The organism is Xanthomonas sp. AM6 (genome assembly GCF_025665335.1).
GTDB lineage: Bacteria > Pseudomonadota > Gammaproteobacteria > Xanthomonadales > Xanthomonadaceae > Xanthomonas_A.
The window spans coordinates 4,397,663-4,410,692 of the sequence record NZ_CP106869.1 but is presented as its reverse complement, the minus strand read 5'-3'; the positions used below and the strand labels follow the sequence as shown (position 1 = coordinate 4,410,692).

At 70.8% G+C, this 13,030-nt stretch carries 12 protein-coding genes; 10 read left to right on the top strand and 2 right to left on the bottom strand.

Features of this window, described 5'->3' with window-relative positions; translation table 11 throughout:
• Positions 1–92 precede the first annotated feature (92 nt).
• From OCJ37_RS18885 to OCJ37_RS18840, 10 genes are all read left to right on the top strand, one after another.
• Positions 93–2,438, top strand: a complete 2,346-nt coding sequence (locus OCJ37_RS18885; protein WP_263111224.1) for a TonB-dependent receptor — start codon at positions 93–95, stop codon at positions 2,436–2,438.
• A gap of 89 nt (positions 2,439–2,527) precedes the next feature.
• Positions 2,528–3,571 (top strand): N-acetyltransferase DgcN family protein, encoded by a 1,044-nt coding sequence (locus tag OCJ37_RS18880; RefSeq protein ID WP_263111223.1) that lies wholly within the window; start codon positions 2,528–2,530, stop codon positions 3,569–3,571.
• Positions 3,572–3,626: 55 nt separating this feature from the next.
• On the top strand, positions 3,627–4,742 hold the full coding sequence (locus OCJ37_RS18875; protein WP_263111222.1) for a YkvI family membrane protein: 1,116 nt from the start codon (positions 3,627–3,629) through the stop codon (positions 4,740–4,742).
• Between the two features lie 22 nt (positions 4,743–4,764).
• Entirely contained in the window at positions 4,765–6,375 is a 1,611-nt protein-coding gene (locus tag OCJ37_RS18870; protein WP_263111221.1) for a serine hydrolase, read from the top strand.
• 296 nt (positions 6,376–6,671) lie between these two features.
• Positions 6,672–7,256 carry an anthranilate synthase component II gene (locus tag OCJ37_RS18865; protein WP_263111220.1) on the top strand — a complete coding sequence of 195 codons (585 nt, stop codon included), beginning with the start codon at positions 6,672–6,674 and terminating at the stop codon, positions 7,254–7,256.
• On the top strand, positions 7,253–7,603 hold the full coding sequence (locus tag OCJ37_RS18860) for a hypothetical protein (protein ID WP_263111219.1): 351 nt from the start codon (positions 7,253–7,255) through the stop codon (positions 7,601–7,603). The genes OCJ37_RS18865 and OCJ37_RS18860 overlap by 4 nt, the downstream gene beginning before the upstream one ends.
• Before the next feature lie 17 nt (positions 7,604–7,620).
• On the top strand, positions 7,621–8,661 hold the full coding sequence (gene trpD / locus OCJ37_RS18855; protein WP_263111218.1) for an anthranilate phosphoribosyltransferase: 1,041 nt from the start codon (positions 7,621–7,623) through the stop codon (positions 8,659–8,661).
• A gap of 165 nt (positions 8,662–8,826) precedes the next feature.
• Positions 8,827–9,828 carry a DUF7822 domain-containing protein gene (locus tag OCJ37_RS18850; protein WP_263111217.1) on the top strand — a complete coding sequence of 334 codons (1,002 nt, stop codon included), beginning with the start codon at positions 8,827–8,829 and terminating at the stop codon, positions 9,826–9,828.
• A gap of 154 nt (positions 9,829–9,982) precedes the next feature.
• Entirely contained in the window at positions 9,983–10,777 is a 795-nt protein-coding gene (gene trpC / locus OCJ37_RS18845) for an indole-3-glycerol phosphate synthase TrpC (RefSeq protein ID WP_263111216.1), read from the top strand.
• Positions 10,774–11,511, top strand: coding sequence for a haloacid dehalogenase-like hydrolase (locus OCJ37_RS18840; RefSeq protein ID WP_263111215.1), 738 nt, complete (start codon positions 10,774–10,776; stop codon positions 11,509–11,511). Before trpC ends, OCJ37_RS18840 begins: the two co-directional genes overlap by 4 nt.
• On the opposite strand, the gene OCJ37_RS18835 is transcribed toward OCJ37_RS18840, so the two are convergent.
• Entirely contained in the window at positions 11,508–12,266 is a 759-nt protein-coding gene (locus OCJ37_RS18835) for a sulfite exporter TauE/SafE family protein (protein ID WP_263111214.1), read from the bottom strand. The genes OCJ37_RS18840 and OCJ37_RS18835 overlap by 4 nt on opposite strands.
• A gap of 52 nt (positions 12,267–12,318) precedes the next feature.
• Positions 12,319–13,008, bottom strand: coding sequence for a cAMP-activated global transcriptional regulator CRP (gene crp / locus OCJ37_RS18830; RefSeq protein WP_046979198.1), 690 nt, complete (start codon positions 13,006–13,008; stop codon positions 12,319–12,321).
• Positions 13,009–13,030: the final 22 nt, after the last annotated feature.

The following is a 13,030-nucleotide window of genomic DNA, read 5'->3' as shown; positions in this document are numbered from 1 at the left end:
GGACCATTATCCCTGATCAGAGCATGGCCGACCGCCGCGACGCCCACAGCGGGCCGTTCGCAACGCATGGATTGCCATCCGGGGAGAACAAGATGAACGCGTTTCCGTCCGCCCGCCCGTGGTACCGCTCGCCGTTGTCCCTCGCCATCGCCATCGCCGGCAGCCTGGCGTGGGCGGTCGCGGCCCCCGTCCCGGCGCAGCAGCGCCCAGAGCCCCAGGCGGCCACGGCCGAACGCCTGGCGACGCTGGACAAGGTGGAGGTCACCGCCAACAAGCGCGTGGAGAACGTCCGCGACGTCGCCGCGTCCATCAGCGTGCTCGGCGAGCGGCAACTGGAAAACCTCGGCGCCAGTTCGCTGGCCGATTACGCGAGCCTGATCCCGGGAATGCAGGTGCAGGACAACGGCAGCCCCGGGCAGACCTCGGTGTCGTTGCGCGGCATCTCGGCGCTGTCCTCCGGCGCCACGGTGGCGACCTACATCGACGAGGTGCCGGTGGGATCGAGCGGCATCTACCAGGGCGCCAACACCTTGATGCTGGACGTGCTGCCCTACGACATCACCCGCGTGGAAGTGCTGCGCGGGCCGCAAGGCACGCTGTACGGCGCAGGCGCCATCGGCGGCCTGCTCAAGTACGTGGCGCGGGCGCCGGACCTGAGCGGCGACGAGTTGCGCCTGGGTGTCGGCCTGCGCTCGGTGGCCGGCGGCGAGCACGCCTGGAACACCCGCTTCGGCGCCAGCGTGCCGCTGCAGGAGGATCGGCTGGGGCTGCGCATGAGCTTCGCGCGCAACGGGCTGCCGGGATACACCGACAACGCCACCGACGGCCGCAAGGACATCAACGGCGGCGAGCAAATTGGCGCGCGCGGGGCGTTGTTCTGGGATGGCGACGCCGTCGACCTGAACCTGTCGGTGCTGCAGCAGCGCATCGATGCCGACGACCGCGGCGGCACCGCGCTGGACCCGGACACGCTCGCGCCGCTGTTCGGCGACCGCGTGGACAGGACCTGGCAGCCGCAGCCGTTTTCCAAGCGACTGACGCTGACCTCGCTGAGCCTGGACTGGGACCTGGGCTGGGCGGACCTGGTGTCGGCCACCGGCTGGTCGCAGACCGACACCATGACCCAGACCGATGCGACCATCCAGTTCGGCGAGGTCGCCAACCTGCTGCTCGGCCTGCCGGAGCCCGGCAGTTCGTTCGTGCGCTACACCTTCGACCTGGACAAGATCACCCAGGAACTGCGGCTGAGTTCGAAGAGCGGCGGCGCCTTCGAGTGGCTGTTGGGCGCCTTCTACACCAAGGAGGACGCGTTGCAGAGCCAGCTGGCGACGCTGCGGCAGCGCGATGGCGCGGCGCTGCCGGCGCCCTACGACCAATCGTATTCGACGCTGACCTTGCTCGGCATGCCCAGCACCTACAAGGAGCTGGCGGTGTTCGCCAATGGCTCCTGGCGCATCGGCGAGCGCTTCAAGCTCGATGCCGGCGTGCGCCAGGCGCGCAACGAACAATGGTTCAGCCAGAACGTGAGCGAGGGCATCCTGGTCCCGCTCGGCGACACGCCCGGCGAGTCGGAGGAGGACGTGTTCACCTGGAGCCTGAGCCCGCAGTTCAAGCTGGGCCAGGACAGCATGCTCTACGCGCGCGTGGCGACCGGCTACCAGCCCGGCGGGCCGAACGTGGCGCTGCCCGGCATCCCGCCCAAGGTGGATTCCTCGATGCTCACCAGCTACGAGCTCGGGCTCAAGTCGCAGCTCGCCGACCGCCGCGTGCAGCTGGACCTGGCCGCGTTCCGCATCGAGTGGGACGACATCCAGGTCGGCGCGTCCTTCAACGGCATCGGCGGGCTGGTCAATGGCGGCGAGGCGAGCAGCGAAGGCGCGGAACTGTCCGCGCTGTTCCTGGCCACCGACCGCTGGAGCGTGGGCGTCAACGTCGCCTACACCAAGGCCCGCATCAAGAACGACTTCGAGCCCACGGTGATCCCGCAGGACGGCTTCGACGTGGTCCTCAACAGCGGCCTCGCCGGCGACCGGATGCCGTACGCGCCCAGGTTGTCGTGGGCCTTGAACACCGAATATGCGTTCGCGACCGCCGGCGGCTTCAACGGCCAGGTGGGCGCCTCGCTGCGCGGCGTGGGCTCGCAGGTCAACGCGACGACCGAACGCCAGCGCATCACCGCCCCGGGCGACCCGGCCACCGTGCTGGACGAGACGATCACCGCGCCGCTGCAACTGGACAGCTACCGGGTCCTGGACTTGTACGCCGGCATCGGCCGCAACAACTGGGAACTGCGCCTGTACGCCAACAACGTCACCGACGAAGACGCCTGGTCCTCGTTGACGTCGCTGGACAGCGAGGTCAGCGGTACGCCCGTGCAGGTGACGGCGGTGCCGATCCGCCCGCGCACCGTCGGCGTCGAACTCGACTACCGGTTCTAGTCGCAGGGCCGCGTTCCGGCGGCAGCCTTCGCATCGGCCGCCATGCAGCGGCGGCCCGCGCCCACGATCTTCCAGGTGAACGACCGCGTATGCCACAGACCCACGTGTCATCCCCGCCGGCGGTGAAGGCGCTGCCAGGGCCGCATCTGCTGTTCCTCGGCGACGTCACCGAACCCGGCTACGCCAAGACCGCGTTCGGATTGCGCGACTGGGCGCCGGAGCGTTGCGTCGGCGAATTCGCCTGCGCGGGCGCGACGGTCAGCGCCGGATTGCCGTGGCTGACGCCGGCCGAGGCCGCGGCGCGCGGCGCGCGCTCGATGGTCATCGGCGTGGCCAATGCCGGCGGCGTCATCCCGCAGGGCTGGGTGGACTCGATCGTGCAGGCGCTGGAGGCCGGCCTGGACATCGTCAGCGGCATGCACGTGCGGATGGGCGAGATCGAGCGCCTGCGCGAGACGGCCGCCGCGCTGGGGCGCCAGCTCATCGACGTGCGCCAGCCGCCGCCGGGCCTCCGTGTCGCCAGCGGCACGCCGCGCAGCGGCAAGCGGCTGCTGACGGTCGGCACCGACTGCGCGCTGGGCAAGAAGTACACCGCGCTGGCGCTGGCCAGGGCGTTCGCGCGGCGCGGCGTCGCAGCGGATTTCCGCGCCACCGGCCAGACCGGGATCATGCTCGCCGGCAGCGGCATCCCGATGGACGCGGTGGTGGCGGACTTCGCCGCCGGCGCGGCCGAGCTGCTGTCGCCCGCGGCCGCCGACGACCACTGGGACGTGATCGAAGGGCAGGGGTCCTTGTTCCATCCGGCCTATGCGGGCGTCTCGCTGGCGCTGCTGCACGGCAGCCAACCCGACGTGGTGGTGGTCTGCCACCAGCCCGGGCGCGCGCGCGTGCTGGGCCATCCGCAGTTCGCGCTGCCCAGCATCGAGGACACCATCGCGCTGGCCTTGCAGCTCGGGCGGCGCACCAACCCGTCGATCCGGTGCGCGGGCGTGAGCCTCAACACCGCGCACCTGGACGCTGCCGCGGCGGAGGCGCTGTGCGCGGCGGAGAGCCGGCGCCTGGGCTGCGCGGTCGCCGACCCGGTGCGCGGCGGCGCGGCGTTCGACACCTTGGTGGAGGAATGCCTGAGATGAACCCCATCGACCATGCTCCCGCCCTGTGTCGCGTCCACCCGCAACGGTGCGTGCGGTGAGCGGGGCATCCACGTGGTTCCAGCGCTATCTGCTGCCGGGATTCGTGTTCCAGGCGGCGGTGATCGCCGGCGGCTACGCCACCGGGCGCGAACTGGTGGAGTTCTTCCTGCCGGCCGGCCCCTGGGGCGGGCTGCTGGCCATGGCGGTCAGCATGCTGGTGTGGAGCGCGGTGCTGATGGTCAGTTTCGAGCTGGCCCGGGTCGCCCGCGCCTACGACTATCGCTCGTTCTTCAAGGTGCTGCTCGGCCGCGCCTGGTTCCTGTTCGAGATCGGCTATTTCGCGCTGATGATCGTGATCCTGGCGGTGATGGGCGCGGCCGCCGGCGAAATCGCGCACAGCCTGTTCGGCCTGCCGAAGCTGGCCGGTTCGCTGGGCATGATCGCCGCCACCGGGCTGATGCTGGTCTACAGCAGCGCGGCGATCGAGACCTTCCTCACCGCCTCGGTGGGCTATCTGTACCTGGTCTACTTGGTGTTTCTGGTCTGGAGCGTGGTCGCCTTCGGCGAGCGCATCGAGGGCAACTTCGCCACCGTGCCGCTGGCCGGCGGCTGGTTCGGCGCCGGGCTGCGCTACGCCGGCTACAACGTCGCCACCATTCCCGCGGTCCTGTTCTGCATCCGCCACTTGCACAGCCGGCGCGAGGCGCTGACCGCCGGCGCGCTGGCCGGCCCGCTCGGCATGCTGCCCGGCGTGGTGTTCTACATCGCGATGATGGGCTACTCCCACGAGATCGGCGCCGAGGCGCTGCCGTCGGCGTTCCTGCTCGGCAAGCTGCATGCGCCGTGGTTCGAGTGGGCGTTCCAGATCGCGGTGCTGCTGACCCTGGTGGACACCGGCGTGGCGCTGCTGCACGCCATCAACGAACGCGTGGCCAAGACCTTCGAGGAGCGGCAGCGGCCGATGCCGCGCGCGCTGCGCCCGGCGATCGCGGTCGGCTCGATGCTGCTGGCGGTGTACGCCGCCAGCGCGGTCGGCCTGGTCGGGCTGATCGCCAAGGGCTACGGCACGCTGACCTGGCTGTTCCTGGCGGTGTACGCGCTGCCGCTGATGACCTGGGGCGTGTGGCTGCTGTGGCGTCGTCCGCAGCGCCTCGGCGCCGATCCCCGCTAGCGCACCTTTCCGGGAGCACACGATGGCCACCATTCCGAAATGCCTGCAGGCCGCGTTCGTCGTGGCCGGCCTTGCCCTGGCCGCCACCGCCGCCGCCGCGCCGCCGCCGGGCTTCGACGCGCGCGTGGAGCGCGTGCTCGCCGAACACGACGTGCCCGGCATGGCGATCGCCATCGTCGAGCAGGGCCGGATCGTGCATGCCAAGGGCTATGGCGTCCGCCGCCTGGGCGGCAGCGAGCCGGTCGATGCCGACACCCTCTTCCCCACCGGCTCCACCGGCAAGGCCCTCACCGCCGCGGCGCTGGCGATCCTGGTGGACGAGGGCAAGCTCGGCTGGGACGACAAGGTCATCGACCACCTGCCCGAGTTCCGCATGTACGACGCCTGGGTGACGCGCGAGATGACCGTGCGCGACCTGCTGGTCCATCGCAGCGGCCTGGGGCTGGGCGCGGGCGACCTGCTGTTCGTGCCGCGCAGTTCGCGCAGCCGCGGCGACATCGTGCGCGCGCTGCGCCACCTCAAGCCGGCCACCAGCTTCCGCAGCGCCTACGCCTACGACAACATCCTGTACGTGGTCGCCGGCGAAGTGATCGCCGCGGCCAGCGGCCAGGACTGGGAAAGCTTCATGCGCGAACGCGTGTTCAAGCCGGCGGGCATGACCAGTTCGGTCAGCGACGAACGCGACCGTTTCGCCAACCCGAATCGGGCGCAGCCGCACGCGCGCCTGGATCCGCGCATGCGCGGGCTGGGCCCGCAGCAGGCGCTGCCCGAGCGCGAAGGGCTGGGCCAGGTGGGCGCGCCGGCCGGCGGCCTGTCCTCCAGCGCCAACGATCTGGCCCGCTGGCTGCAGATCCAGCTGGCGCTCGGCGCGTTGCCGGGCGGCGACGGCAAGCGCCTCTACAGCGAGGCGTCCGCCCAGGCGATGTGGACCCCGCAGGTGCCGGTGCCGATCAATGCCTATCCGGCGCCGATCGCCGACATCACGCCGCAGTTCTCCAGTTACGCGCTGGGCTGGAACGTGCAGGACTATCGCGGCGTCAAGGTCGTGCAGCACGGCGGCGCGGTGTTCGGCGTGCTGACCTTCATCGTGCTGGTGCCCGAGCGCAACTTGGGCATTTCGCTGCAGATCAATGCCGAGGACGTCGGCGTGATGCGCGGCCTGGGCTACGAACTGCTCGACCACTATCTGGGCCTGCAGCCGCGCGACTGGGTGGCGGCGTTCGACACCTGGAACCGGCAGCGGCTGGAGGGCGGCCTGGCGGCATTGCAGGCCGCCGGCAAGGGCGCGCGCCAGGCGTCGCGCCCCTCGTTGCCCGCGGCCGGCTACGCAGGCGGCTATGCCGATGCATGGTACGGGCCGATCGAGATCGCCGAGCGCGCGGGCAAGCTGCGCATCGACTTCAAGCAGACCCCGAACATGGCCGGGACGTTGCGCCATTGGCAGTACGACACCTTCCGCACCGAATGGGACGACCGCTCCCTCGAGCCGGCCTACGTCACCTTCGCGCTGGACGCCGACGGCAAGGTCGCGCGCATCACGATGAAGCCGGTCTCGCCGCTGGCCGATTTCAGCTACGACTACCAGGACCTGCTGTTCGTCCCGGTGCGCGACGGACGGGTGGCCGCGCCGTAGCCGCGCCGCCGCAGCCCAAGGCGGCATGCAGCCGCCACGCATCCGCTTGCCTTGCGCTTGGCGGGACGCATGCCGTTCGCGCCGCGCACGTCCGCGCGCCGCCGGCAGACATCGAATACCGGCGGACCTCCGCGGCCGGGACGGGCCTTGGCCGGGTTTTCGTGCCCATGCCACTATGGCCTCCCTGCAGTCGCCCGACTGGCGGCGCGGGGTATCGACTAAAATCGCGGGCATCCAGGCGGGGATGAATCCGGATTCCAGGGTTCTGCGCCTTACTAATCAACTGGATACACCGCATGCTGCTGATGCTCGACAACTACGACAGCTTCACCTACAACCTCGTGCAGTACCTGCAGGCGCTCGGCGCCGAGGTCAAGGTGGTGCGCAACGACGCGCTCAGCGTGGACGAGATCGAGCGCCTGGCGCCGGAACGCATCGTGATCTCGCCCGGCCCGTGCACGCCGAACGAGGCCGGGGTGTCGCTGCAGCTGATCGAGCGGCTCGGCGCGCACACGCCGATCCTGGGCGTGTGCCTGGGTCACCAGAGCATCGGCCAGGCCTACGGCGGGCAGGTGGTGCGTGCCGGCACCATCATGCACGGCAAGACCTCGCGCATCCGCCATGCAGGCCGCGGCGTGTTCGCCGGCCTGCCGGACCGCTACGAGGCCACCCGCTACCACTCGCTGGTGGTGGAGAAGACCACGCTGCCGGAATGCCTGGAAGTCACCGCCTGGACCGAGCACGAGGACGGCACGGTCGAGGAGATCATGGGCCTGCGCCATCGCCAGTTCCCGGTCGAGGGCGTGCAGTTCCATCCCGAATCCATCCTCACCGAACACGGCCACGCGTTGCTGAGCAATTTCCTGGAGCGCCCGCGATGAACCGATGCCTGTCGCTCCTGCTGGCCGCCAGCGCCATCCTGGCCGTGGCGCCGGTCCGCGCCGCCCCGGTGCCCTCGACCACGCAGTGCGCCAAACAGGCCGTGGCGCAAGCCAAGCGCCTGCTGGATTTCCATGTCGGTGGCGACGAGCGTGCGCAGGTGCCCGGCCCGGCCCGGCCGCTGCCGTCCATCGCCAATCCTGCCAATGCCAAGCAACGCTTCGACGTCCTGGAAGTGATGGGCTACGTCTACAAGGGCGAGTACCGCATGCGCCTGCTCTATTTCCGGATGCGGGACGGCGACTGCGTGCTGATGGGCCAGGAAATCCTCGAGCACGCCAGCCTCTGATCGTCCCAGGAACCGCAATGACGTTGACCCCCCAGCAAGCCCTGCAGCGCACCATCGAGCACCGCGAGATCTTCCACGACGAGATGGTCGGGCTGATGCGGCAGATCATGCGCGGCGAAGTCTCGCCGATGATGACCGCGGCGATCCTCACCGGGCTGCGGGTGAAGAAGGAGACCATCGGCGAGATCGCCGGCGCCGCCGCGGTGATGCGCGAGTTCTCGCGCACCGTCGAGGTCGCCGACCGCACCCACATGGTCGACATCGTCGGCACCGGCGGCGACGGCTCGCACACCTTCAACATCTCCACCTGCGCGATGTTCGTGGCCGCCGCCGCCGGCGCCAAGGTGGCCAAGCACGGCAACCGCAGCGTCTCCTCCAAGTCCGGCAGCGCCGATGCGCTGGAGGCGCTGGGCGCGGCGATCGAACTGCAGCCCGAGCAGGTGGCGCAGGCGCTGGCCGCCACCGGCATCGGCTTCATGTACGCGCCGGTGCACCATCCGGCGATGAAGGTGGTGGCGCCGGTGCGGCGCGAGATGGGCGTGCGCACGATCTTCAACATCCTCGGCCCGCTGACCAACCCGGCCGGCTCGCCCAACATCCTGATGGGCGTGTTCCATCCGGACCTGGTCGGCATCCAGGCGCGCGTGCTGCACGAGCTGGGCGCCGAGCGCGCGCTGGTGGTGTGGGGCCGCGACGGCATGGACGAGCTCTCGCTCGGCGCCGGCACCATGGTCGGCGAGCTGCGCGACGGCCAGGTGCGCGAGTACGAGGTGCATCCGGAGGATTTCGGCATCGCCATGTCGGCCAGCCGCAACCTCAAGGTGGCCGACGCCGCCGAGTCGATGGCGATGCTGCGTGGCGTGCTCGACAACGTGCCCGGCCCGGCGCTGGACATCGTCGCCTTCAATGCCGGCGCGGCGCTGTACGTGGCCGGCGTGGCGGCCGACATCGGCGCCGGCATCGCGCTGGCGCGCACGGCGATCGCCGACGGCCGCGCGCGCGCCAAGCTGGAGGCGTATGTGGCGTGCACGCGGCGGCTGGCGGGCGTTCGCGACTGAAGGCGGCACGGAACCTTCCCGCCTGAGGGCGCCGGCGTCGCGGTGCGCAGTGCCGGTTTCCTCGCCGCTGTCATCCAATCGCCGCCACCGGCCATGCGGCGTGCATGGGCGCGTCGTTCGCGTCGTGGTGCCGGGCGGACGCCTCCGTTCATTGATTGCGGGACGATGCCAGGATCGTCCCGGTCGGTCGGCCCGTCGGCCGCCGCGCTAAGCTGCCTGCTGCGCCGCGTCGGCGGCGCACGACTACAAAGGGTTTGCATGGCCAACCGATCCTATCTCTACAGCCTCAGCAACCGGCCGGCCTCGTATGGCGATCGGCCCGACACGATTTCCAGCCTCTCGGAGTGGGCATACGACGTGCCGTTCGTGTACCGGCTGCTGCTGTCGGCCGATCCCCAGCTGTGCGCGTCGCTGGTGGCCGAAGGCCTGGACGACGACGAGGATGAGGGCGAAAACGAAGCCGAGAGTGGGGCCGAAGCCGTGGACGGGCACGAAGACGAAGACGGGGACGAAGAAGCCGGCGAAGAAGCCGACGCCGACCAGCCCGCGCGCCTGCATGCGATCAGCAGCCCGTTCGCCCCGGGCCTGGAACGGGTCAAGCGCTTCGCCGAGATCGTCAAGGTCATCGCGGCCGCGCCTTCGGTGCCGCTGCCGCCCGCGCCGGCCGTGGCGCCGCCGGTGTCCCTGATGGGACGCCTCAGGCAACTGTTCTTGCCGGCGCCCGCACCGGTCGAAGCGCCGGTCCAGGCACCCGCGGCGGTCGAACAGCTGCCGGGCTGGCTGGACGAAACTGTCGCCTTCCTGGAGGCCAACCGCGACGCGTTCCTGCTGCTGGAGACCATCGAGCTCGACATGATGTCGGCGGTCGGAGAACAGGATCTGCGCAACTGCGTGGAGGAGGAGATCGCGCGATGCCGCGCGGTCGGCGCCACCTTCGAGGCCTTGCCGGCCGACCTCCACGATGCCGCGCGCCTGCTGCGTCGCCTGGCGGCCGAGGAGGGCGCGCCGCCGCTCGACGCCTTCCACGGCCTGCGCTTCGACGACGACTGCGACAGCACCCGGACCGGCGCCACCGAGCGGCCGCTGGGGCTCACGAACTGGTCCGAGGTGCTGTACTTCGAATTGTCCGATCAGGCCGAATTCGACGCGCGCGAGGCCAAGGACTGAGCCGACCGGCGCGAGGCGCGCGCGAGTCCATCCCATTGCCCTTGCCGATCGCGCCAGACCCTACGCTGTTCCCGAGCCCCAATCCCAATCCCCGATCCCGGCCCGTTCAGCCCCACATGGCCGATAATGCCGCGTCCCCCACGATCCCGAGCGCATGAGCGACATCCTCCGCACCATTCTCGCCCGCAAGGCCGAAGAGATCGCCGCGCGCAGCGCGCGCGTGCCGCTGGCCGAGCTGGTCGCCCGCGCCCACGCCGCGCCGCCGGTGCGCGGATTCGCCCGCGCGCTGCAGTCCGCGATCGCCGACGGCGCGCCGGCGGTGATCGCCGAGGTCAAGAAGGCCAGCCCGTCCAAGGGCGTGATCCGCCCCGACTTCCACCCGGCCGACATCGCGGTCAGCTACGAATTCGGCGGCGCCGCCTGCCTGTCGGTGCTGACCGACGAGGACTTCTTCCAGGGCCACGACACCTACCTGCAGCAGGCGCGCGAGGCGTGCACGCTGCCGGTGCTGCGCAAGGACTTCACGGTCGATCCGTACCAGGTGTACGAGGCGCGCGCGCTCGGCGCCGACTGCATCCTGCTGATCGTCGCCGCGCTGGACGACATGCAGCTGGCCGAGCTGTCGGCGCTGGCGCTGGAGCTGGGCATGGACGTGCTGGTCGAGGTCCACGACATCGACGAGCTGGAGCGCGCGCTCCAGGTGCCGGTGCCGCTGATCGGGATCAACAACCGCAACCTGCGCACCTTCGAGGTATCGCTGCAGACCACGCTGGCGATGCGCGAGGCGGTGCCGCGCGACCGCCTGCTGGTCACCGAGAGCGGCATCCTCGGCCCGGCCGACGTGGCGACGATGCGCGCGGCGGGCGTGCACGCGTTCCTGGTCGGGGAGACCTTCATGCGCGCCGAGGAGCCCGGCGAGGCGCTGCGCCAGTTGTTCTTCGAACCATGAGCGGCCCGTATCCCGCCCCGCGCGCCGACGCGCCGCTGGTGGTGTTCGATTTCGACCACACGCTGTACGACGGCGATTCGGGCAGCCATCTGTTCGCCTGGCTGATCCGGCGCAACCCGCTGCGCCTGGCCGCCGCGCTGCTGGCCACGCCGCTGCTGGGGCCGCTGGTGGCGATGCTGCCGACCCGGCGCACCGGCATCTCCGGCTACGTGTGGATCGCCAGCTTCGGCCTGCACCGCGCGCGCGAGTTCAACCGGGTGATCGACCAGTACGTGCTGCGCCACGAGGCGCAGATCCGCCAACGGCTGCTGCCGCAGGCGCTGGAGGTGTTCGCCCGGCACCGCGCCGCCGGCGACCGGGTGGTGGTCGCCACCGGCGCGCCGCCGGAACTGGCGCGCGCCATCCTCGGCTTCGTCGCGCACCAGGACGTACCCGTGGTCGGCAGCCTGATCGGCCCGCGGCTGGGCGCGGTCACCGCCACCCGCCACTGCCACAACCAGGAAAAGATGCGCATGCTGCGCGAGCTGGGCTACGCCGACATCGCCATCGCCTATTCCGACAGCACCGCCGACCTGCCGCTGCTGCAGGCCGCCGCCGCGCCGGTGGTGGTCAATCCCAAGACCTCGGCGGTGGCGCGTTTCCAGCGCGAGCTGCCGTCCGGCACGCCGATCCTGAACTGGGGCTGCCGCGATCGCGGCGGCGACGCCGCGGCTGGACCCGGCGCGCCGCGCTAGGCCTGCCAGCGGTACAGCGCGCCGCCGATCTGGTACAGGCTGATCCCCAGCACCAGCAGGCCCACCGCCACCAGCACCCAGCGTTCGCGTACCCGCTTCACCAGCACCGCCGCCAGCGGCGCGGCCAGCATGCCGCCGACCAGCAGGCCGAGCACGATCTCCAGGTGCTGCACGCCCATGCCCAGCAGGAAGGTCAGCGAGATCGACAGCGTCACCAGGAACTCGGCGGCGTTGACCGTGCCGATCGTGGTGCGCGCCTGGCCGCCGTGGGCCAGCAGGGTCGAGGTCGCCACCGGACCCCAGCCGCCGCCGCCGCTGGCGTCGAGCAGGCCGGCGACGAAGCCGAGCAGCGGCACCCGCCGCACCTGCTGCCGCGGCAGCGCGCGGCCGGCGGCGCGCAGCAGGATCAGCACGCCCAGGCCCAGCAGGTACAGGTGCACGAAGGGGCGGATGAGGTCGCCGGGCAACTGGGTCAGCACGTAGGCGCCGAGGATGCCGCCGGCCATGCCCGGCAGCGCCAGGCGCAGGAACAGCCGCCTGTCGACGTTGCCCAGCGCCAGGTGCGACAGGCCCGAGGCGCCGGTGGTGAACACTTCGGCGCTGTGCACGCTGGCGCTGACCGCCGCCGGCGGCAGGCCCATGCTCAGCAGGACGGAAGAGGACACCAGGCCGAAGGCCATGCCCAGCGCCCCGTCGACCAGCTGCGCCGCCAGGCCGACCAGCACGAACCAATAGAACGTCTCGCTCAGGACCATCGCAAGGGAACGCGGCCGCCGCTAGCGCGGCGGGCAGGCGCGCGGCTTGCGCTCAACGCGCGCCGTACAGCACCACGGTCTTGCCGCGGGCGTGCAGGATGCCGTCGACCTGCAGCTTCTTCAGCACCCGGCCGGCCATCTCGCGCGAGCAGCCGACCAGCCGCGCCAGCTCCTGCCGCGACACGCGCAGCTGCATGCCCTGCGGGTGGCTCATGGCTTCCGGCTCCTGCGCCAGGTCGTGCAGGGTGCGCACGATGCGGTCGGTGACGTCCAGGAACGCCAGGCGGCTGGCCTTGCGCGAGGTGTCGAGCAGGCGCTTGGACAGCTGCACGCCGATCGCGTACAGCACCCGCGGCGCGTCGGCCGACAGCGAGCCCAGGAACAGCTGGTGCAGCCGCTCGTAGCTGATCTCGGCCAGCTCGCACGGGGTGCGCGTGCGCAGGATCACCTCGCGCTGGTCCGACTCGATGAACAGCCCCATCTCGCCGACGAACTCGCCGCTGCCGAAATAGCCCAGCACCAGTTCGCGATCGTCATCTTCCTCGGCGATGATGCTGACCGAGCCGCTGACCACGTAGTACAGGGTGCCGGCCGGATCGCCCGGCCTGAACACGTCGGTACGCGCCGGATAGCGGCGGCGGTGGCTGTGCGCCAGGAAACGGTCGATCGTGGCCGTGTCCAACGTCAGGGGACTTGGAGCGATGCGCACAGGTGTTGCAGTGGAGGTGTTTCCGGGACTCATGGCGGCTTCGCTACTGCGTGAG

Bases quoted from the DNA above. Each gene is read 5' to 3' on its own strand.
- OCJ37_RS18860 (WP_263111219.1), top strand. From the start codon at position 7,253: ATGAACCGATGCCTGTCGCTCCTGCTGGCCGCCAGCGCCATCCTGGCC.
- OCJ37_RS18840 (WP_263111215.1), top strand. From the start codon at position 10,774: ATGAGCGGCCCGTATCCCGCCCCGCGCGCCGACGCGCCGCTGGTGGTG.
- OCJ37_RS18835 (WP_263111214.1), bottom strand. From the start codon at position 12,266: ATGGTCCTGAGCGAGACGTTCTATTGGTTCGTGCTGGTCGGCCTGGCG.
- crp (WP_046979198.1), bottom strand. From the start codon at position 13,008: ATGAGTCCCGGAAACACCTCCACTGCAACACCTGTGCGCATCGCTCCA.
- OCJ37_RS18885 (WP_263111224.1), top strand. From the start codon at position 93: ATGAACGCGTTTCCGTCCGCCCGCCCGTGGTACCGCTCGCCGTTGTCC.
- OCJ37_RS18880 (WP_263111223.1), top strand. From the start codon at position 2,528: ATGCCACAGACCCACGTGTCATCCCCGCCGGCGGTGAAGGCGCTGCCA.
- trpC (WP_263111216.1), top strand. From the start codon at position 9,983: ATGAGCGACATCCTCCGCACCATTCTCGCCCGCAAGGCCGAAGAGATC.
- OCJ37_RS18850 (WP_263111217.1), top strand. From the start codon at position 8,827: ATGCCAGGATCGTCCCGGTCGGTCGGCCCGTCGGCCGCCGCGCTAAGC.
- OCJ37_RS18865 (WP_263111220.1), top strand. From the start codon at position 6,672: ATGCTGCTGATGCTCGACAACTACGACAGCTTCACCTACAACCTCGTG.
- OCJ37_RS18870 (WP_263111221.1), top strand. From the start codon at position 4,765: ATGGCCACCATTCCGAAATGCCTGCAGGCCGCGTTCGTCGTGGCCGGC.
- trpD (WP_263111218.1), top strand. From the start codon at position 7,621: ATGACGTTGACCCCCCAGCAAGCCCTGCAGCGCACCATCGAGCACCGC.